Annotated in this window: 19 protein-coding genes; 8 read left to right on the top strand and 11 right to left on the bottom strand. The window is 70.0% G+C overall.

The annotated features are described in order from the left end of the window. Positions 1 to 87: 87 nt before the first annotated feature. Positions 88 to 1,272, top strand: coding sequence for an ABC transporter ATP-binding protein (locus OG230_RS24780; RefSeq protein WP_328905926.1), 1,185 nt, complete (start codon positions 88 to 90; stop codon positions 1,270 to 1,272). Continuing rightward, positions 1,269 to 2,141, top strand: a complete 873-nt coding sequence (locus tag OG230_RS24775; protein WP_328905925.1) for an ABC transporter permease subunit — start codon at positions 1,269 to 1,271, stop codon at positions 2,139 to 2,141. The genes OG230_RS24780 and OG230_RS24775 overlap by 4 nt, the downstream gene beginning before the upstream one ends. Before the next feature lie 15 nt (positions 2,142 to 2,156). On the opposite strand, the gene OG230_RS24770 is transcribed toward OG230_RS24775, so the two are convergent. Then, on the bottom strand, positions 2,157 to 2,486 hold the full coding sequence (locus OG230_RS24770) for an ATP/GTP-binding protein (protein ID WP_328905924.1): 330 nt from the start codon (positions 2,484 to 2,486) through the stop codon (positions 2,157 to 2,159). A gap of 211 nt (positions 2,487 to 2,697) precedes the next feature. On the opposite strand from OG230_RS24770, the gene OG230_RS24765 reads away from it, so the two are divergent. Next, the gene (locus OG230_RS24765; protein WP_328905923.1) at positions 2,698 to 3,738 is read left to right on the top strand and encodes an LLM class flavin-dependent oxidoreductase; all 1,041 of its coding nucleotides are present in this window, start codon (positions 2,698 to 2,700) and stop codon (positions 3,736 to 3,738) included. A gap of 142 nt (positions 3,739 to 3,880) precedes the next feature. Here OG230_RS24765 and OG230_RS24760 read toward each other — a convergent pair whose 3' ends face one another. Next, positions 3,881 to 4,273: an SCO5389 family protein gene (locus tag OG230_RS24760; RefSeq protein WP_014154035.1), complete on the bottom strand. Its 393-nt coding sequence runs from the start codon at positions 4,271 to 4,273 to the stop codon at positions 3,881 to 3,883. A gap of 260 nt (positions 4,274 to 4,533) precedes the next feature. Here OG230_RS24760 and nucS point away from each other — a divergent pair, with 260 nt between their 5' ends. After that, positions 4,534 to 5,205: an endonuclease NucS gene (gene nucS / locus OG230_RS24755; RefSeq protein ID WP_328905922.1), complete on the top strand. Its 672-nt coding sequence runs from the start codon at positions 4,534 to 4,536 to the stop codon at positions 5,203 to 5,205. Positions 5,206 to 5,270: 65 nt separating this feature from the next. Here nucS and OG230_RS24750 read toward each other — a convergent pair whose 3' ends face one another. The 3 genes from OG230_RS24750 to OG230_RS24740 all read right to left on the bottom strand — a co-directional run bounded on the left by OG230_RS24750 (position 5,271) and on the right by OG230_RS24740 (position 9,350). Then, positions 5,271 to 7,712, bottom strand: a complete 2,442-nt coding sequence (locus OG230_RS24750; RefSeq protein WP_328905921.1) for an ATP-binding protein — start codon at positions 7,710 to 7,712, stop codon at positions 5,271 to 5,273. Positions 7,713 to 7,946: 234 nt separating this feature from the next. Beyond that, a complete protein-coding gene (locus OG230_RS24745; protein ID WP_003966237.1) occupies positions 7,947 to 8,270 on the bottom strand; it encodes an STAS domain-containing protein in 324 nt (107 codons plus the stop codon). Between the two features lie 231 nt (positions 8,271 to 8,501). After that, the gene (locus OG230_RS24740) at positions 8,502 to 9,350 is read right to left on the bottom strand and encodes a 3-hydroxyacyl-CoA dehydrogenase family protein (protein ID WP_328905920.1); all 849 of its coding nucleotides are present in this window, start codon (positions 9,348 to 9,350) and stop codon (positions 8,502 to 8,504) included. A gap of 200 nt (positions 9,351 to 9,550) precedes the next feature. On the opposite strand from OG230_RS24740, the gene OG230_RS24735 reads away from it, so the two are divergent. After that, a complete protein-coding gene (locus tag OG230_RS24735) occupies positions 9,551 to 10,123 on the top strand; it encodes a cob(I)yrinic acid a,c-diamide adenosyltransferase (RefSeq protein WP_328905919.1) in 573 nt (190 codons plus the stop codon). Positions 10,124 to 10,126: 3 nt separating this feature from the next. Here OG230_RS24735 and OG230_RS24730 read toward each other — a convergent pair whose 3' ends face one another. After that, positions 10,127 to 10,735 (bottom strand): hypothetical protein, encoded by a 609-nt coding sequence (locus tag OG230_RS24730; protein WP_328905918.1) that lies wholly within the window; start codon positions 10,733 to 10,735, stop codon positions 10,127 to 10,129. Positions 10,736 to 10,886: 151 nt separating this feature from the next. Between OG230_RS24730 and OG230_RS24725 the strand changes: the two genes are divergently transcribed. The 3 genes from OG230_RS24725 (at position 10,887) to OG230_RS24715 (ending at position 14,777) form a co-directional block, all read left to right on the top strand. Continuing rightward, positions 10,887 to 12,083, top strand: a complete 1,197-nt coding sequence (locus OG230_RS24725; RefSeq protein ID WP_328905917.1) for a sensor histidine kinase — start codon at positions 10,887 to 10,889, stop codon at positions 12,081 to 12,083. Continuing rightward, on the top strand, positions 12,080 to 12,730 hold the full coding sequence (locus OG230_RS24720; protein ID WP_328905916.1) for a response regulator transcription factor: 651 nt from the start codon (positions 12,080 to 12,082) through the stop codon (positions 12,728 to 12,730). The genes OG230_RS24725 and OG230_RS24720 overlap by 4 nt, the downstream gene beginning before the upstream one ends. A 169-nt stretch (positions 12,731 to 12,899) precedes the next feature. Next, the gene (locus OG230_RS24715) at positions 12,900 to 14,777 is read left to right on the top strand and encodes a glycoside hydrolase family 18 chitinase (RefSeq protein ID WP_328905915.1); all 1,878 of its coding nucleotides are present in this window, start codon (positions 12,900 to 12,902) and stop codon (positions 14,775 to 14,777) included. A 143-nt stretch (positions 14,778 to 14,920) separates the two neighbouring features. Here OG230_RS24715 and OG230_RS24710 read toward each other — a convergent pair whose 3' ends face one another. The 5 genes from OG230_RS24710 to atpA form a co-directional block, all read right to left on the bottom strand. Continuing rightward, positions 14,921 to 15,367, bottom strand: coding sequence for a DUF2550 domain-containing protein (locus tag OG230_RS24710; RefSeq protein WP_328905914.1), 447 nt, complete (start codon positions 15,365 to 15,367; stop codon positions 14,921 to 14,923). A gap of 132 nt (positions 15,368 to 15,499) precedes the next feature. Beyond that, the gene (locus tag OG230_RS24705) at positions 15,500 to 15,874 is read right to left on the bottom strand and encodes a F0F1 ATP synthase subunit epsilon (RefSeq protein WP_328905913.1); all 375 of its coding nucleotides are present in this window, start codon (positions 15,872 to 15,874) and stop codon (positions 15,500 to 15,502) included. A gap of 109 nt (positions 15,875 to 15,983) precedes the next feature. Beyond that, entirely contained in the window at positions 15,984 to 17,426 is a 1,443-nt protein-coding gene (gene atpD / locus OG230_RS24700) for a F0F1 ATP synthase subunit beta (protein ID WP_328905912.1), read from the bottom strand. After that, positions 17,426 to 18,343: a F0F1 ATP synthase subunit gamma gene (locus OG230_RS24695; protein ID WP_328905911.1), complete on the bottom strand. Its 918-nt coding sequence runs from the start codon at positions 18,341 to 18,343 to the stop codon at positions 17,426 to 17,428. The genes atpD and OG230_RS24695 overlap by 1 nt, the downstream gene beginning before the upstream one ends. A gap of 3 nt (positions 18,344 to 18,346) precedes the next feature. After that, on the bottom strand, positions 18,347 to 19,918 hold the full coding sequence (gene atpA / locus OG230_RS24690; protein WP_328905910.1) for a F0F1 ATP synthase subunit alpha: 1,572 nt from the start codon (positions 19,916 to 19,918) through the stop codon (positions 18,347 to 18,349). Between the last annotated feature and the right edge of the window lie 95 nt (positions 19,919 to 20,013).

Raw genomic sequence — 20,013 nt, 5'->3', positions numbered from 1 at the left:
AAAGCCTGGTTATCCTCCTAACTCTTACGGGGGCGTGCGGCCAGGAGGCCTGGGCCCCGACGACAGATAAGTCGATGGGGCTGGAGAATGATCGAGGCAGTCGGCCTGACCAAGCGCTACGGCGCCAAGACGGCCGTGCACAACCTTTCCTTCCAGGTGCGGCCGGGGGCCGTCACCGGGTTCCTCGGTCCCAACGGGTCCGGCAAGTCCACGACCATGCGCATGATGCTCGGTCTGGACACTCCGACCGCGGGCCATGTGACGATCGGCGGCCACGCCTTCCGCAGCCTGCCGAACGCACCGCGCCAGGTGGGCGCGCTGCTCGACGCCAAGGCGGTGCACGGCGGGCGCAGCGCCAGGAACCATCTCCTCTCGCTGGCCCAGCTGTCCGGTATCCCGGCCGCGCGGGTCGACGAGGTCCTGGGTGTCGTCGGTCTCCAGGACGTGGCGCGCAAGCGGTCCAAGGGCTTCTCGCTCGGTATGGGGCAGCGGCTCGGGATCGCGGCGGCCATGCTCGGCGATCCGCAGGTGCTGCTCTTCGACGAGCCGGTCAACGGTCTCGACCCCGAGGGCATCCTCTGGGTCCGCAATCTCATGAAGATGCTGGCCTCCGAGGGACGTACGGTCTTCGTCTCCAGCCACCTGATGAGCGAGATGGCGCTGACCGCCGACCATCTGATCGTGATCGGCCGCGGCCAGCTGCTCGCCGACATGAGCGTCACGGACTTCATCTCCGCCAACTCCGCCGACTTCGCCCGGGTCCGGGTCCCCTCGGACCTCCCGGAGCAGCGCGAGAAGCTCACCGCCTCGCTCACCGAGGCGGGCGGCCAGGTCATGTCGGAGCCGGACGGGGCCCTGCGGGTCACCGGTCTCCAGCTGCCCCGGATCAGCGATCTGGCGCACGGCGCGGACGTCCGGCTGTGGGAGCTCTCGCCGCACCAGGCGTCGCTGGAGGAGGCGTACATGCGGATGACGCAGGGCGCCGTGGACTACCGCTCGACGGTGGACGCCAAGGCCGCGCTCCAGCAGCAGGCCCCGGCGGGCTACGGACAGCAGCCCGGCTACGCGCAGCCGCCGCAGCAGCAGCAGCAGCCCGAGATGCCGCAGCAGGGCTGGTACGCCCCGCCGCCGCCGGGACAGAACCCGTACGCGGCCCCGGCCGCTCCGGCGCCCGCCGCCGCCCCGGCCCAGCCCCCCGCGCCGGCCGCGCCTCCCGCTCCGGCCGCCCCCGCAGAACCGACCAAGCGCGAGACCAGCGAGGACTCCCGATGACGACGCCGGCTCCCCAGGCCCCGTACCAGCCCCCGCAGCAGGCCCAGGCGCCACAGAACTGGCAGGGCGCTCCCGGCGGCCTCTACAACTCGCCGATCCCCGTGCGCCGCGCCAGCCTCGGCGACGCGATCGCCTCCGAGTGGACGAAGATCCGCTCCGTGCGCTCCACGATGTGGACGCTCGGCGTGATGATCGTGCTGCTGCTCGGCATCGGGCTGCTCTCGGCGATCGCCGTCACCGCATCCGACGCCGATCTCGGCACCACCCCGGTGCTCAGCCTCGGTTTCTTCGGGGTGCTCCTCGGGTCGATCTGCGTGATCACGCTCGGCGTGCTGACGATCGCCTCGGAGTACGGCACCGGAATGATCCGGACGACGCTGACGGCCTGCCCGAGCCGTGCGCGGGTGCTGACCGCGAAGGCGATCGTCTTCTTCCTGCTGTCCTTCGTGATCACCACGGTGACCACCGCGCTCGTCGGCATGCTCCAGACGGCCATGGTGGACGGCACGGAGCCCTCCGGCGACGACTGGCTGCGCGCCACGGTCGGTGTCGGCCTCTACATCGCGACGCTCGGACTGCTCTCGCTCGCGCTCGGCGCACTGATCCGGCACTCGGCCGGTGCGATCACGATCATGATCGCCGTGGTGCTGCTGCCGCTCGTGCTGGCGATGTTCATGTTCTCCGAGACGCTGGCCGACCTGCAGCAGGCGCTCTTCGAGTACTCGATCCCCAACCAGCTCGGCGCGTTCTACGACGCCTCGGTCACGACCTCGGGGCCGTCCGGCTGGGAGCCCCTGTGGATCATCCTGGGCGTGACCGCCGTCGCCATGGGCGGCGCGTATCTCTCCCTGGACCGCCGCGACGTCTGACGCACGGCCCGCTCCTCAGTGGCGCGGGGCGTTCCTGGACCGCTGCACCCGCGTGGTGCGGCGGTCCTTCGCGTTCCAGCACGCCTTGTGCCAGTGCCTGCGGTCGTCGATGCCGCCGAACTCGGGCCAGGCGACCAGATGCGGGACGCCGGACGGGATCTCCTGGTCGCAACCGGGGCAGCGGTACCGTTTCCCCGCCGCGCTCGCACCGCTCACCGGGCGCACCGACCACTCCTCGCCCTGCCAGCTCTCGGTCGCTCCGCCACCGCCGTACCGCTGCCCCTCCGAGAAGGCGTTACCGGCGGGGCTTTCGCCGCCTCGGGGGCGGTTGCGGCGCGGAGACACGTGACACCTCATGGGGCAGAACGGGCGGTTTCCCGTCCAGCGTAGGCCCATCGGGCCGGGCAGTCGGCCTCTACCGCGTGGAACCCCGGGCGCGCCGGGGGCCAGTTACCGGAAAATCGCAACAACTTCTCTTTGGACCGTGCCTTTGGCACGTGTCAGACGTTGTTGCCTATAGGGGAGAACCGCGTCGGCCGTAAGGAGGCAACAGGCGATGCGCGTGGGAACGTTCGTACTGGCAGCTCAGTTTCCGGGCCAGGGGCAGGGTGAAGCACTGCACCGGGCGGTCCGGTCCGCGGAGGTCGCGGAGGAATCCGGACTCGACTCGGTCTGGCTGGCAGAACACCATTTCGTGCCGTACGGGGTATGCCCGTCCGCCGTCACACTGGCCGCGCTGCTGCTCGGCCGCACCCGCAGAATCCGCGTCGGTACGGCGGTGAGCGTGCTGCCCACCCAGCACCCCGTGGCACTCGGCGAGCAGGCGGCACTGCTGCACATCACCAGCGGGGGCCGGTTCTCCCTGGGCGTGGGGCGGGGCGGGCCGTGGGTGGACCTGGAGGTGTTCGGCGGGGGCCTCTCCGCGTACGAGAAGGGCTTCCCGGAATCGCTGGAGCTGCTGCTCGACTGGCTGCGCAAGCCCCGGGTGGGCGGCACCGGGGAGCGGTTCGGCTTCCGCGAGGTGGCGGTCGTGCCGCGCGCCGACGAGCTGCTGGCCGACGACCCGGCGGGCCCCGAGGGCCCGGAGGTGATCGTGGCGTGCACCTCGCCGAAGAGCGTCCGGCTCGCTGCCGCGAAGGGGCTGCCCATGCTCCTCGGTATGCACTGCGGGGACGAGGAGAAGGCCCAGATGGTCGCCCTGTGGCGCACCGCCGCCCGGGAGGCCGGGCACCCTCCCGACCTCGTGGAGAGCGTCGGACATGTGTCCGCAGGAGTGGCCCAGATCGCGGACAGGCCGGCCGACGCCGTGGAGACGCTCGTGAAGGCGATGCCGGGGTGGCTCAAACAGGGGCTGGACGCCCATGTGACGGTCGACGGCAGGCACCGGGTGATGCGCGACCCCGTCGCCTATACGGAACTGTTGTGCGGCATGCATCCGGTGGGCCCGCCCCGCCTCGCGGCCGACCGCCTGGCGGCGACCGCGGAGCGGACCGGGATCACCCGCTTCGCCCTCCTGGTGGAAGGGTCGGGCGATCTCGCCGCGACCGAGGAGAACGTGCAGCGACTGGGCACCGAGGTGCTGCCGTTGCTGACGTGATGCGCTCATTCCGGTGATCCTGGCGGGTGCTGGTAGCTCTGGTGGTGCTCATGGTGCCGGTGTGCTGGCGTGCTGGTGGTACGGGAGCTGCCGCCCCGGAGCCTGTCGCACCTCCCGCGGCCCGGAGCGGCAGCAGAAGCGTTCAGCAGTCCCGTAGTTCGGGCGACTGGTTGAGCAACTGGCCCCTCACCGAGGTGAAGCGGGCCAGACGCTCGTCGACCGAAGCGTCCAGCGGGAACACCGCTACGCGGTGGCAGTTCTGGAATGCCAGACGCACTCCGAAGTGCCGCTGAAGTGCGCCACGTATCGCATCACTCGCGAGCGCACGCAGCAGCTGACCACGTGCCTGCTCGTCCGGCGGCGGCGTCTGGTTGTCGGCGAACTGTCCGCCGTCGACCTTCAGCTGGGCCACCAGAGAGCTGATCATCTCCCATGCGTAGGGCAGGGAGGTCCGGACGCAGTCGACGAAGTCGGCTTCGTCGACCTCGCCTCGCTCGGCCTGTTCCAACAGCGCCGGTGAGACGTCGAGCGACATGGGTTCTCCTCTCGCGACCCCGACGGTGGCCGGGGCCTTACGGGCAGGGAAGGAGGACGGCGACGCAGCGTACACAGACGGCGACCTCCTGCTTACACGGTAAGCGCGCAGTCCGGGCCGCACCAGGAGATTGGGAACACAACCGGCCAATAACGAAGGCTCTCAAAGAGGGGCAAGCCCGAAGAGCCCGGCTCCTGTGCACTCGGGAGGCAGCTGGGGGAATCGCGTCGAGCACCTGTCGTCGAGTAGCGTTGCCGACCATGCGTCTCGTCATCGCCCGTTGCTCCGTCGACTACGCGGGCCGGCTCACCGCCCACCTGCCCTCGGCCCCCCGTCTGATCCTGGTGAAGGCGGACGGCAGTGTGTCGATCCATGCCGACGACCGGGCGTACAAACCGCTCAACTGGATGTCCCCGCCCTGCTCCCTCAAGGAGGGAGCCGACGGCGACGAGGGCATCTGGACCGTGGTGAACAAAGCGGGCGAGAAACTGATCATCACGATGGAGGAAATCCTCCACGACTCCTCGCACGAGCTGGGCGTCGACCCGGGCCTCATCAAGGACGGCGTCGAAGCGCACCTCCAGGAGCTCCTCGCCGACCGGATCGAGATCCTCGGTGAGGGCCACACCCTGATCCGCCGCGAGTACCCCACCGCCATCGGCCCCGTGGACATCCTGTGCCGCGACGCGGACGGCGGGACGGTGGCCGTGGAGCTCAAGCGCCGCGGCGACATCGACGGCGTGGAGCAGCTGACCCGCTACCTGGAGCTGCTGAACCGCGATCCCCATCTCGCCCCCGTGAAGGGCGTCTTCGCGGCCCAGGAGATCAAGCCGCAGGCCCGCGTCCTGGCGACGGACCGCGGTATCGGCTGCGTGGTCCTGGACTACGACGCGATGCGTGGCATCGAGGACGACAAGCTGCGGCTGTTCTGACCGCGCCTTCCCCTCTCAAGCGCCGGACGGGCTCTCTGCCCCGTCCGGCGTTCTGACGTCGCGGTTCAGGCCGTCGTAGGCCCGGGAGCGCTGCTGCCAGTCGTCGGTCCACTCGCCGAGTCCGTGGTCTCGGGAGCGGACGGCGGCGGTTCCTCCGTGGGCGGGGTGGTGGGCGGCGTGGTCGGCGGAGTCGTCGGAGGAGTCGTCGGCGGCGTGGTGGGCGGAGTCGTCGGCGGCTCGGTCGTGGGCTTCGTGGGAGTCCCCGTGGTCGGCTTCCCGCTCGTCGGCCGCCCCGAGGGGCTCTCACTGGGGTCGTCCGCGGACGACGTGGCGCCCGGGTCGGACGTACCCGCGGACGGGGTGGCACCGGCGGACGAGGTGGCCTGACCGGACGGGCCGGGGGACGGGGTGCCCTCTTCGGACGTCCCGCTCTTGGACGCACCGGCCGCCGGCTCGTCCGCCGGGAACCCGCTCTCCGTGTCGTCCACGTCGGCCGACTGCTCGGTCGTCACGTTCCTGCTGTCCGGATCCTCGCCGTCCGACGTCGTCCCGAGCGCCACGACGGTGCCCAGCACGGCGACGAGCAGCGCTCCCGCACCGGCCCCCACCAGATTGCGCCGGGCGCCGCGGAGGAACGCGGGCCCGCGGCTCGCCGCTGTTCCCGGCCGGGCCGAGACCAGGGCGGTCGTCTCCCCCGGCACCGTCTGCCGGGGGAAGAGCGGCAGTGCCGGTATCCCGGCGGGCGGCGAGAGCGGCTCGTCGTGCCGCGCGTCCGCCAGTTCCTCGCCCGTGAGGGTACGGAGGCCCGGCACCGGTTCGCCGGAGCGGTCCGCGACCAGGGCGAGTGCCCTGCGCCCGGCCACCGCGCCCGACTTGTCGGCGAGCGCTCCGCGCATGCCGATGGACGCCTCCAGTTCGGCCCTGGCGCGCTCCAGGTGGCCGGTGCAGAGGGCGAGCACTCCCAGCTCGTGGTGGAAGTACGCCTCCTCCGCCACCTCGCCGGCGATCCTCGCGCCCTCCTGGCCGATTCTGAGCACCTTCTCCCAGGCGCCCCACTGCATTCCGGCCGCGAAGGCCGGGGAGGCGCTGCGCGCCAGCAGGACGGCGACGCTGGCCTGTCCCGCCCGGTCGCCCGGCACCAGGTGCGCCAGCGCCGCGAGGACGGCGTCGGACTCGGCGACCGCCCGCACGGACGTGACCGAGGGGTGGCCCGCCCACCAGGCGTAGTGCTGGGCGGCGGTCCTGGCACGGTCGGCCGCGCCCTCGTCGTACCCGCCGGCCTCCAGCTGGGCGACGACGCCCGCCGCCAGCCGGTAGCGGGAACCGGCCGGGGAGAGCAGACCGCACCCGGCGAGCTCGCCGAGGGCGGCGTCGGCGTGGGTGTCCCCCACGAGCGCCGGCAGATGCGCCTGGTGCGGCACCTCACCGCCGAGCGCGACGGCGAAGCGCAGGGTCTCGCGCGCGGCCTCGCTCAGCCGGGAGGCGAGCAGCACCGCGGGGGCTGCGCCCTCCCCCAGGCTGGGCAGCGGCGGCTCCGGCGCGTCCTCCGCGGCGAGGGGTGCTCCGGCGCCGTACGCGTCGAAGGCTTCGGGATCGCGCTGCAGGTCGCGGTGGCGCAGCAGGGCACCCGCCTGGACGAAGCGCAGGGGCAGCCCCTCCGACTCGAACCAGAGGTCACCTGCCCAGTTCGCCTCGTCCTCGGTGAGCGTGCGTTCGACGACCTGCTCCAGCAGGTCGATCGAGGCGCTGCGGCCGAGCCCGGTGAGAGCGACCTCTTCGAGGTGCGCGTCGGCGCCGGGTGCGGCGACGCCGGGCGTCGCGGCGAGCAGGAAGGCGCACTCGGGCGTGGCTTCGAGCAGTTCTTCGAGCGCGGCGCCGCCGAACTCCAGGTCGTCGAGGACGACGACGGCGCCGATGCCGCGGATCAGCCCGAGGAGTTCCTCACGGCCGGGACGGTGCAGCGGCGCGCGGTAGACGGCCTCGAACAGCCCGTACTGAAGGTCGGTGGTGGTGCGCTTGTGGCCACTGAGCCGTACGACTCCGTCGGGCGCCAGGTCCGCGCAGTCGCCGGCGACCGCGTTCAGCAGGGCCGTGCGGCCCGATCCGGCGGGTCCGGTGAGCCGTACCGACCGCCCGCGTGCCAGCAGCCGTACCAGCCGCTCGCGGACCTCCTGGCGCTCCAGGAGCGGCAGTTGCGGGCCGGGCGGGCCCGGCGGGACGGACGGGGCGGCGGCGCGTTCGCGGTCCGCGCGCTCGGTGGCGGTGTGCCGCACGGGCGCCTCGGGCTGCCGGCCCGGCGGACAGGGTTCGACCTCGCTGCCGTCGACGGGGTTGACCGTGAGGAGCAGGTCGCCCGATATGAGCTGGACCGTGCGGGCCTGTTGCGGCGTCTGCAGTCCGAACTCGGGTGCCATCGCCTCGCGGGACTGCCGCCGCGGCACGCCGTCCTCCGCGAAGCCGTCGTGATCCTGGCCGTATTCCTCGGGTCCCCGGTTGATCGGGTCCATTGCAAAGCCCCCCAGATGCGTCGCGCGCGGTTGCCCCTCCCGGCCGCGCACGCCCCGCTGTCGCTTCTGGTCCGGTGTCCGCCCATGGGTCCGTCAATCGGCAGACGGCCGAACCCTAAACCTTCGCACAGTATCTACGAACCATCGGGGTGCCGCGCCGCCCAGGACGTCACGGTCTCGTGAGGATTGTGCGCGCACGCACCCCGCCCGCCGCCGTGATCCGGGCGGGAGGCATCAGACGCGCGGAAGCGATTCCGCGGCGATTCCGCCCTCGATGGCCAGGATGCGGTGCAGCCTGGTCGCGACCAGCAGGCGCTGCATCTGGGGCGGTACGCCACGGAGCACGAGGCGTCGTCCGGCCCTGCCCGCCCGTCGGTGGGCACCCATGATGACGCCGAGTCCGGTGGCATCCCATGAATCCAGCTCGGTCAGGTCCAGCACGAGATCGCCGACGCCGTCGTCGACGGCCGAGTGGAGGACCGTACGGGCGTCCGCCGCGCTTCGGACGTCGAGGCGGCCCCCGACGACCAGCTCGGCGTGGTCGCCCCTGATGTGCATATGCGCTCCCCGGGAGTACTCCGTAGTCCGTCTGTCTGTTCTGTCTCTGCCACAACTGACTGCCGCAACGACAAGGAAGTTGCCGTCTGTAAGCGAACCGATACCGAATTCACTCCGTGGAGTGACGTCGGCCCGCTCGTTGCTCATGGATCCCGGGAGCCGGAATCCTCCGGCTCACCGGGTCCCGGGCCCGATCGACGGCAGATCAGGCGGCCCGGGACATGATCGATCTCAGTACGTGTAGAAGCCCTGCCCGCTCTTGCGGCCGATGTCACCTGCATCGACCATCCGGCGCATCAGCTCCGGAGCCGCGAACTTCTCGTCCTGCGACTCGGTGTAGATGTTGCCGGTGGCGTGCAGCAGGATGTCGACGCCGGTCAGGTCGGCCGTGGCGAGAGGGCCCATGGCGTGCCCGAAGCCCAGCTTGCAGGCGATGTCGATGTCCTCGGCCGAGGCGACGCCCGACTCGTAGAGCTTGGCGGCCTCGACGACCAGCGCCGAGATGAGCCGCGTGGTGACGAAGCCCGCGACGTCACGGTTGACGACGATGCAGGTCTTGCCGACCGACTCGGCGAACTCCCGCGCGGTGGCGAGCGCTTCGTCGCTCGTCTTGTAACCGCGGACGAGCTCGCAGAGCTGCATCATCGGGACCGGCGAGAAGAAGTGCACGCCGACGACCCGCTCCGGCCGCTCCGTCACGGCGGCGATCTTGGTGATCGGGATGGCGGAGGTGTTGGAGGCGAGCACGGCGTCCTCGCGCACGATCTTGTCGAGCGCGCGGAAGATCTCGTGCTTGACCTCGAGCTTCTCGAAGACGGCCTCTACGACGACGTCCGCGTCGGCGACCGCGTCGAGGTCGGTGCTCGTCGTGATGCGGGCGAGCGCGGCCTCGGCGTCGGCCGCGTCCAGCTTGCCCTTGGAGACGAACCGGTCGTACGACCCCTTGATGCCGTCGAGACCGCGGGCCAGAGCCGCGTCGGTGACGTCGCGCAGGACGACGTCCCAGCCCGCCTGGGCAGAGACCTGCGCGATGCCGGACCCCATGAGTCCGGCCCCGATGACGGCGAGCTTCCTGGCCACGTTTGCACCCCTTTGGATAACGGCTGTTCACATACTCTCCGGCGGAGATTAGTACCCGTGAGGGGCGCTGGGGAGGCGAAGAGATGCGCGTCACGTCTCAAATGACGGACATCACATCGGGACGCCTCATTCGGCGGCGCACCGCGTGCAGTTGGCCACCTGCGTCCCCGCGGGGGCGGCTACGAACCTAGGCTGGCCCCATGGTCAATCTGACGCGCATCTACACCCGTACCGGCGACAAGGGCACCACCGCCCTCGGCGACATGAGCCGGACCGCCAAGACCGATCTGCGCATCTCGGCGTATGCCGACGCGAATGAGGCCAATGCCGTCATCGGTACGGCGATCGCGCTCGGGCAGCTGCCCGAGGACGTGGTGAAGGTCCTCGTCCGCGTCCAGAACGACCTGTTCGACGTGGGCGCGGACCTGTCGACGCCGGTCGCGGAGGACCCGAAGTATCCGCCGCTGCGGGTCGAGCAGTCCTACGTCGACAAGCTGGAGGCGGACTGCGACAGCTTCCTGGAGGAACTGGAGAAGCTGCGCAGCTTCATCCTTCCGGGCGGTACGCCGGGCGCGGCGCTGCTGCACCAGGCGTGCACCGTCGTCCGGCGGGCCGAGCGGTCCACCTGGGCGGCGCTCGAGGTGCACGGGGACGTGATGAACGCGCTGACCGCGACCTATCTCAACCGGCTGTCCGACCTCCTGTTCATCCTCGCGAGGACGGCGAACAAGGAGGTCGGCGACGTGCTGTGGGTGCCGGGCGGCGATCGCTGAGGTTCACCGGTCCCGGCCGGCCGGCGTGCTGTCCTCCACCGCGGTACGGGCCCGGTCCCCGGGCCCGTCCGCCGTGCTCCTCGGCGCCTGCTTCGGAAACAGGGTGTAGCTCCCGGCGATGAGCAGGTTGATGCCGATCACCCACAGCATCTTCTGCTGCCACATCCGCAGCGAGCCGACGTCCCCGCCGTCCCCGACGTACCAGACCGCGGCCTGGAGCAGCGCCGTCGCGGTGACGGCGGCGACGATCCAACGGGCGGCCGTGCGCCACTCGTGGGCGGCCCGCGCCATGCCGTACTTCGGCGGCTTCACCGGCGGCGGACCGCCCGCGAAACGGTGGGCGACCCGGACGTCCGCCCACCTGATAGCCGAGTGTCCGAGCCCCACGGTGAACCCGATGTAGACGGCCGCGAGTCCGTGCTTCCAGTCGGGCTCGGCGCCGTTCTTCAGGTCCACGGCCGTCACCACCAGCAGCACGATCTCCAGCAGCGGCTCGCACAACAGCACCGCGGCGCCGAGCCGGGGCTTCTTCGCCAGGTACCGCAGCGCGAGTCCCGCGGCCAGCAGCACCCAGAAGGCGACTTCGCAGATCACGATCAGTACGACGATCACGGTTCTTCTCCTCCCGTTCCCTTCCAGACTCCCGGCTCCGCGGCCCCGGGTCGTCGTCGTCAGTGACGAAGCCCGACTGCATCCTTCGATGTAGCCCCGCCTCACCCGTCGTACGGAGGTCCGGCCGGGGACGGCCGTGTTGGATGGGAGGGTGCTCCCCGTCTCCCGCCCCCATCGCCACGACGTACTGATCGCGGCCGTCGGGCTGTCCGGCGGCCTGCTCCTGTGGACGATCGGTCTGCACATGCAGGGGGTGCGGCTGATCGGCGCCCCCTGGGCGGCGCTGGTGCCCCTCGCCGTGATGGCCGGTGTCGAACTGCTGCGCAGAAGCGCCCCGCTGACGGCTCTGCTGCTCGCCGTCCCCACCCTGGTCGCCGACCTGCTCACGGTCGGGAACCTGGCCACGGTCATGATGTTCACCGACGTCGTGTACGCGGCCGTGGTGTACGGACCCCCGGCCGCCGCCCGCCGGATCCCGGTGGGCTCGCTCCTGGTCACGGCCGGCGTGACGATCGGCTGCCTGACCTGGTTCCGTACGGCCGAGGCGCTGCTGTTCGGTGTCCTGACCGGTCTGGTGTCGTTCGCGCCCGCCATCACGGCCGTCAGCGTGCGCAACCATCGCGACGCGGCCGAGACCGCCCGGCTGCGGGCCGACCAGACCGCGCTGCTCGCCGAGATGGACCGCGTCCAGGCGGTGACCGCCGAGCGGGCGCGGATGGCGCGCGAGCTGCACGACATGGTGGCCAACCATCTCTCCGCGATCGCCATCCATTCCACGGCGGCGCTCTCCATCGACGACCCGGGCACCTCCCGCGAGGCGCTCGGGGTGATCCGCGAGAACAGCGTCGAGGGACTGGCCGAGATGCGGCGGCTCATCGGACTGCTCCGGCACAGCGGGACCGGGAACGGACCGAGCGCGGCGCCGACCCTCGCCTCGGTGGACGTCCTGATCGAGCAGGCGCGGACGAACGGGGCGTCGAGCGGGCTCACCTGCACGCTGGAGGACGCGCGCCGGGACGCGGAGCGACTGCCGGCGCCGGTCGAGCTGGCGGCGTACCGCATCGTCCAGGAGTCCCTGACGAACGCGCTGAAGCACGCGGCGCCCGGACAGGTCGCGGTGCGGCTCGCTCACGAGGGGGACATGCTCTCGGTGGAGATCACCAGCGAGCTGGGGAGCCGGCCGGGACCGCGTGCGCCCGGTTCGGGGGCGGGTCTCGTGGGCATGCGCGAGCGGGTGGCGCTGCTCGGCGGCACGATCGCGGCGGGTCCCGGGACCGCGGAGGACGGCCGGACGGTCTGGCGGGTACGGGCCGAACTGCCCGTCGAGGAAAGGACAGTGAGGCAATGACGATCCGGGTACTGGTCGCCGAGGACCAGTCGGCGGTACGCGCGGGACTGGTGCTGATTCTCGGCAGCGCACCGGACATCGAGGTCGTCGGGGAAGCGGGCGACGGCGAGGCCGCGGTGCGACTGGCACGCGAACTGCGCCCGGACGTCGTGCTGATGGATGTGCAGATGCCTCGGCTCGACGGGGTGTCGGCGACCCGCGAGGTGGTGGCGGAGCAGCTCGCGGACGTGCTGGTGCTGACGACGTTCGATCTGGACGAGTACGTCTTCGGGGCGCTGCGGGCCGGGGCTGCGGGCTTTCTGCTGAAGAACACCGATGCGCACGATCTGCTCCAAGCGGTACGGACCGTGGCGCGCGGCGAGGGACTGATCGCCCCGGCGGTGACGCGTCGGCTGATCGCGGAGTTCGCCGGAGCCACCCCCGCACGCCGGCCGGACACACCTCCTCCGGCGGGGCTGGAATCGCTCACGCGGCGGGAGCGCGAGGTTCTGGGATGTCTGGGCGAAGGGCTGTCGAACGCGGAGATCGCGGTGCGGCTCTCGATGGCGGAAGCAACGGTGAAGACGCACGTCAGCAGGCTGTTGGGGAAGCTGGAGCTGCGGAGCCGGGCCCAAGCAGCGGTGATCGCGCAGGAGTTGGGCATCTGAGGTTTAGCTCTGATCTTTGGTCTGGACCTCTTGACGATTGGTCCAGACCTTCCTAATCTCACCGAGCACACTGCGGTGAGTACGCCATGACAAGGCGCGCTCAGGGCGGCGCAGGGTTTGCAGTCCACGGACCACCCCCCGTTTGTCGGACCTCACCCGAGGAGCACCGTTGAGCACTGAGACCCCCCCACGCCGGGCCGGATTCAGACAGAGACTCAGTACCGGCACCACCATCCGTTCCAAGGCCGTAGCGGGCGTCACCGCACTGCTTCTGCCGCTCGCGGCGATGGTCGGCCTGGCCAGCCCCGCCGAGGCCGCCACGTCGGCGACCGCCACCTACCTCAAGAAGTCCGACTGGGGCACCGGCTTCGAAGGCCAGTGGACGGTGAAGAACACCGGAACCACCTCGCTGTCCTCCTGGACGATCGAGTGGGACTTCCCCACCGGCACCGCGGTCGGCTCCGCCTGGGACGCCACCGTCACCGGTTCCGGCACCCACTGGACCGCCAAGAACCTCAGCTGGAACGGCACCGTCGCCCCCGGCGCCAGCATCAGCTTCGGCTTCAACGGGACCGGATCCGGCTCCCCCAGCGGCTGCAAGCTGAACGGCGCCTCCTGCGACGGCGGCAGCGTCCCCGGCGACAACGCCCCCTCGGCGCCGGGCACCCCCACCGCGAGCGCCATCACCGACACGTCGGCGAAGCTCACCTGGACCGCGGCGACCGACGACAAGGGCATCAAGAACTACGACGTCCTGCGCGGCGGCGCCAAGGTCGCCACGGTCACCGGTACGACGTACACGGACACCGCCCTCTCCGCGGGTACCGACTACTCGTACACCGTGCAGGCCCGCGACACCGCGGACCAGACCGGACCGGTCAGTGGCTCGGTCGCCGTCCGCACCACCGGCGGCGGCACCACTCCCCCGCCCGGTGACAAGATCAACCTCGGCTACTTCACCAACTGGGGCGTCTACGGGCGCAACTACCACGTGAAGAACCTGGTGACCTCGGGCTCCGCCTCGAAGATCACGCACATCAACTACGCCTTCGGCAACGTCCAGGGCGGCAAGTGCACCATCGGTGACGCCTACGCCGACTACGACAAGGCGTACACCGCCGACCAGTCGGTCGACGGCGTCGCGGACACCTGGGACCAGCCGCTGCGCGGCAACTTCAACCAGCTCCGCAAGCTCAAGGCGAAGTACCCGAACATCAAGGTCCTCTGGTCCTTCGGCGGCTGGACCTGGTCCGGCGGCTTCGGTGCCGCGGCCCAGAACCCGGCCGCGTTCGCCCAGTCCTGCTACGACCTGGTCGAGGACCCCCGCTGGGCCGATGTCTTCGACGGCATCGACATCGACTGGGAGTACCCCAACGCCTGCGGTCTCACCTGTGACACCAGCGGCCCGGCCGCACTGAAGAACCTCGCCTCCGCGCTGCGCACCAAGTTCGGCGCGAGCAACCTCGTCACGGCCGCCATCACCGCGGACGGCTCCGACGGCGGCAAGATCGACGCCGCGGACTACGCGGGCGCCGCGCAGTCCATGGACTGGTACAACGTCATGACGTACGACTTCTTCGGCGCGTGGGCGGACAAGGGCCCGACGGCCCCGCACTCCCCGCTCACCTCGTACACCGGCATCCCCCAGGCCGGCTTCAACGCCTCCGACGCCATCGCCAAGCTGAAGGCCAAGGGCGTCCCGGCCAAGAAGCTGCTGCTCGGCATCGGCTTCTACGGCCGCGGCTGGACCGGCGTCACCCAGTCCGCCCCGGGCGGCACGGCGACCGGCGCGGCCCAGGGAACGTACGAAGCGGGCATCGAGGACTACAAGGTCCTCAAGAGCAGCTGCCCCGCCACCGGCACCATCGCCGGCACCGCCTACGCCCACTGCGGCACCAACTGGTGGAGCTACGACACCCCGGCCACCGTCACCTCGAAGATGACCTGGGCGAAGAACCAGGGCCTGGGAGGCGCCTTCTTCTGGGAGTTCAGCGGTGACACCGCCAACGGCGAACTGGTGAGCGCGATCAACAGCGGCCTCAAGTAATCCCCACGCCGTAGCGCCACCGCACGACCCGCACAGCCCGGAAAAGCAGCCGGGGAGACAGGTCCGCCCCCTGTCTCCCCGGTTTTTCGCTGTCCTGCTACACGGCCCTGCGGCCTGGGTGACGCACCGTACGTGTGCGGCCCTCAGGCCACGTTGACGCGCTGGCCGGGCGGCGCCGCCTCCAGCCAGGCGAGAAAGCCGGTGAGAGCGTCCTCGCTCATCGCCAGCTCCAGGCGGGTCCCCCGGTGGAGACAGCCGAGCACGACGGAGTCGGACAGGAGCGCGAGCTCCTCCTCGCCCTCGGGAAGCCGGCGGGCGATCACCTCGATCGAGGCACGCTCCAGGGCGCGGCGGGGACGGGGATCGTAGGAGAAGACCCGGAACCAGTCGACCCGGTCGCCGCTGTAGCGCGCGACGCCGTACACCCAGCCCTTGCCGGTGGGGTCCGGTTCCTTGGAGATGTCCCAGCGGAGACTGCAGTCGAACGTGCCGCCCGAGCGCTGGATCAGCCGCCGGCGCAGGCCGAACACGAACAGACCCACCACGACCAGTACGACGACCAGACCGCCAACCCACAGAGCGAGGACCATCTCCACCGACCTCCTCGCAACGTCGATTACGGATACCGGACCGAACTGCATCTGCATTGCCTCAGCCGCGGCACGGTCTGGAGAATTCCAGCTCGGGCCGCGGCTGAGTAAAAACATCTGTCGGCGGGGGTGCTAGTGCACCGCCACCGCGCGCAGTCGTACATCGGCGCGCCGCTCGGCAGCGGCGTCCGTGTCCGACTTCGCGCGCTCCAGCGCACGCTCGGCGCGCTGGACATCGATCTCGTCCGCCAGCTCGGCGATCTCCGCCAGCAGCGACAGCTTGTCGTCCGCGAACGAGATGAATCCACCGTGCACAGCGGCGACGACGGTGCCGCCCTCACTGGTACGGATCGTCACCGGGCCCGATTCCAGCACACCGAGAAGCGGCTGGTGACCGGGCATGACGCCGATGTCGCCGGACGTGGTACGCGCGACGACCAGGGTGGCCTCGCCGGACCAGACACTGCGGTCCGCGGCGACCAGCTCGACATGCAGCTCAGCAGCCAAGGGTGGCTCCTCGGGTCACCACCCGGCGGTCGAGCCGGGTGTTGGGTCAATTCTACGGGGCGTGGTGAGGGGGGCGGGACACGCCCACCCCCCTCGGTGAGCCGAAGGCTCAGGAGACGCCGAGCTCCTTGGCGTTGGCCTTGAGGTCCTCAATGCCACCGCACATGAAGAACGCCTGCTCCGGGAAGTGGTCGTACTCACCGTCGCAGATCGAGTTGAACGCGGCGATCGACTCGTCGAGCGGCACGTCCGAACCGTCCAGGCCGGTGAACTGCTTGGCGGCGTGGGTGTTCTGCGACAGGAAGCGCTCGACGCGACGGGCACGGTGGACAACGAGCTTGTCCTCCTCGCCCAGCTCGTCGATACCGAGGATCGCGATGATGTCCTGGAGGTCCTTGTACTTCTGCAGGATTCCCTTGACACGGGTAGCCGTGTCGTAGTGGTCCTGCGTGATGTAACGCGGGTCCAGGATGCGGGACGTGGAGTCCAGCGGGTCCACGGCCGGGTAGATGCCCTTCTCGGAGATCGGACGGGAAAGAACCGTCGTCGCGTCGAGGTGGGCGAACGTGGTGGCCGGGGCCGGGTCGGTCAGGTCGTCCGCGGGGACGTAGATCGCCTGCATCGAGGTGATCGAGTGACCACGCGTCGAGGTGATGCGCTCCTGGAGCACACCCATCTCGTCGGCCAGGGTCGGCTGGTAACCCACTGCGGACGGCATACGGCCGAGCAGCGTGGAGACCTCGGAACCGGCCTGCGTGAAGCGGAAGATGTTGTCGATGAAGAGCAGCACGTCCTGCTTCTGCACATCGCGGAAGTACTCCGCCATGGTCAGGGCGGACAGGGCCACGCGAAGACGCGTGCCCGGCGGCTCGTCCATCTGGCCGAAGACCAGCGCGGTCTTGTCCAGAACACCGGAGTCCGTCATCTCGTCGATGAGGTCGTTGCCCTCACGGGTGCGCTCACCGACGCCGGCGAACACCGACACACCGTCGTGCAGCTTCGCCACACGCATGATCATTTCCTGGATGAGGACCGTCTTGCCGACGCCCGCACCACCGAACAGACCGATCTTGCCGCCCTTGACGTACGGGGTCAGCAGGTCGACGACCTTCAGGCCGGTCTCGAACATCTCGGTCTTGGACTCGAGCTGGTCGAAGGCCGGGGCCTTGCGGTGGATCGGCCAGCGCTCGGTGATCTGAGCTTCGGCTTCCGGCTCGTTCAGGATCTGACCGAGGGTGTTGAACACCTTGCCCTTGGTGATGTCACCGACGGGGACCATGATGCCCGCACCCGTGTCGGTCACCGGGGCCTGGCGGACCAGACCGTCGGTGGGCTGCATCGAGATCGCACGGACGACGCCGTCACCCAGGTGCTGGGCGACTTCGAGGGTCAGCGTCTTGCGAGCGCCGTCCTCGGCCGGGTCGTCGACCTCGACGTGCAGTGCGTTGTAGATCTCCGGCATCGCGTCGACGGGGAACTCCACGTCGACGACCGGGCCGATGACCCGGGCGACGCGGCCCGTGGCAGCGGCCGTCTCAACAGTGGTCGTCATTACTTGTCACTCCCCGCGGTCGCGTCGGCCAGAGCACTGGCACCGCCGACGATCTCGCTGATTTCCTGGGTGATTTCGGCCTGGCGGGCCGCGTTGGCAAGCCGGGAGAGGCTCTTGATGAGATCCCCGGCGTTGTCGGTCGCCGACTTCATCGCGCGGCGGCGGGCGGCGTGCTCGGAAGCGGCTGCCTGCAGCAGTGCGTTGTAGATACGGCTCTCGACGTAGCGCGGCAGGAGGGCGTCGAGGACGTCCTCCGCCGACGGCTCGAAGTCGAACAGCGGAAGGATCTCGCCCTTCGTACCGCTCTCCTCCGCAACCTTGTCGAGCGACAGCGGCAGCATGCGGTTGTCCACCGCGTTCTGCGTCATCATCGACACGAACTCGGTGAAGACGATGTGCAGTTCGTCGACGCCGCCCTCGGCCGAGTCCTTCTGGATGGCCTCGATCAGGGGCGCGGCGACGTTCTTTGCATCCCCGTACGCCGGGCTGTCGGTGAAGCCGGTCCAGGACTCCGCGACCTTGCGCTCGCGGAAGCCGTAGTAGGCGACACCCTTGCGGCCGACGATGTACGTGTCGACCTCCTTGCCCTCACCCGCGAGCCGCTCCCGGAGCCGCTCCGCCGCCTTGATGGCGTTGGAGGAGTAGCCGCCGGCCAGACCGCGGTCGCTCGTGATGAGCAGAACCGCGGCGCGGACCGGGGACTCGGCCTCGGTGGTGAGCGGATGCTTGGTGGTGGAGCCGGTCGCCACCGCGGTCACCGCACGGTTCAGCTCGGTCGCGTACGGCATCGAAGCCTGCACCTTGCGCTGCGCCTTGACGATGCGCGAGGCGGCGATCATTTCCATCGCCTTGGTGATCTTCTTGGTCGCGGTGACGGCTTGGATGCGGCGCTTGTAAACGCGAAGCTGAGCGCCCATCGATCAGCCCTCGCCCAGAAGCTTGCCGTCCGAGGTCTCGAACTGCTGCTTGAAGGCGGCGATCGCGTCGGCGATCGACTGCAGCGTGTCGTCGGACATCTTGCCGCCCTCGGCGATGCTGGTCAGGAGGTCCTTGCGCTCGCGGCGCAGGTACTCCAGCAGCTCGCTCTCGAAGCGACGGATGTCCTCGACCGGGACGTCGTCCATCTTGCCGGTGGTGCCGGCCCAGACGGAGACGACCTGCTCCTCGACGGGGAAGGGTGCGTACTGCGGCTGCTTCAGCAGCTCGACCATGCGCTTACCGCGCTCCAGCGAAGCCTTGGAGGCCGCGTCCAGGTCGGAACCGAAGGCGGCGAACGCCTCCAGCTCGCGGTACTGGGCGAGGTCCACGCGAAGCCGGCCGGAGACCTGCTTCATGGCCTTGTGCTGGGCGGAGCCACCGACTCGGGAGACCGAGATACCGACGTTGAGCGCCGGACGCTGACCTGCGTTGAACAGGTCGGACTCCAGGAAGCACTGGCCGTCGGTGATGGAGATGACGTTGGTCGGGATGAACGCCGACACGTCGTTCGCCTTGGTCTCGACGATCGGGAGACCCGTCATCGAGCCCTTGCCCATCTCGTCGGAGAGCTTGGCGCAACGCTCAAGCAGACGAGAGTGGAGGTAGAAGACGTCACCGGGGTACGCCTCACGGCCCGGCGGACGGCGCAGCAGCAGCGAGACGGCGCGGTAGGCGTCGGCCTGCTTCGACAGGTCGTCGAAGATGATCAGGACGTGCTTGCCGGCGTACATCCAGTGCTGGCCGATGGCCGAACCGGTGTACGGCGCCAGGTACTTGAAGCCGGCCGGGTCGGACGCCGGGGCGGCGACGATGGTCGTGTACTCGAGCGCGCCGGCCTCTTCCAGGGCACCACGCACGGAGGCGATGGTGGATCCCTTCTGACCGATGGCGACGTAGATGCAGCGCACCTGCTTGTTCACGTCGCCCGAGCGCCAGTTGTCGCGCTGGTTGATGATCGTGTCGACGGCCAGAGCGGTCTTACCCGTCTGACGGTCACCAATGATCAGCTGACGCTGGCCACGGCCGATCGGCACCATGGCGTCGACGGCCTTGTAGCCGGTCTGCATCGGCTCGTGCACCGACTTGCGGACCATGACGCCAGGGGCCTGCAGCTCGAGGGCGCGACGGCTTTCGGTCGCGATCTCGCCGAGACCGTCGATCGGGTTGCCGAGCGGGTCGACAACGCGGCCGAGGTAACCCTCGCCGACGCCGACGGAGAGCACCTCACCGGTGCGCTGCACCGGCTGGCCCTCCTCGATACCGCTGAACTCGCCGAGGACGATCGCACCGATCTCGCGCTCCTCGAGGTTGAGGGCGAGACCGAGGGTTCCGTCCTCGAACTTCAGCAGCTCGTTCGCCATGGCGGAGGGCAGGCCCTCCACCTTCGCGATGCCGTCGCCGGCAACGCTGACCGTACCGACCTCCTCGCGCGAGGCCGCGTCCGGCTTGTACGACTGGACAAAGTTCTCCAGCGCGTCCCGGATCTCCTCCGGCCGGATCGTGAGCTCCGCCATCTGGGTTCCCTGCTCTCCTTGTTGGGCCCGAAGTTTCTTAAGGGGGTCTGGGGGCGACCCCCAGGAATCTTCTGCAATTTCTGCACGGCCCAACC

The organism is Streptomyces sp. NBC_00234 (assembly GCF_036195325.1).
In the GTDB taxonomy this organism is placed as follows: Bacteria; Actinomycetota; Actinomycetes; order Streptomycetales; family Streptomycetaceae; genus Streptomyces.
This window is presented reverse-complemented; position numbering and strand designations above follow the sequence as displayed.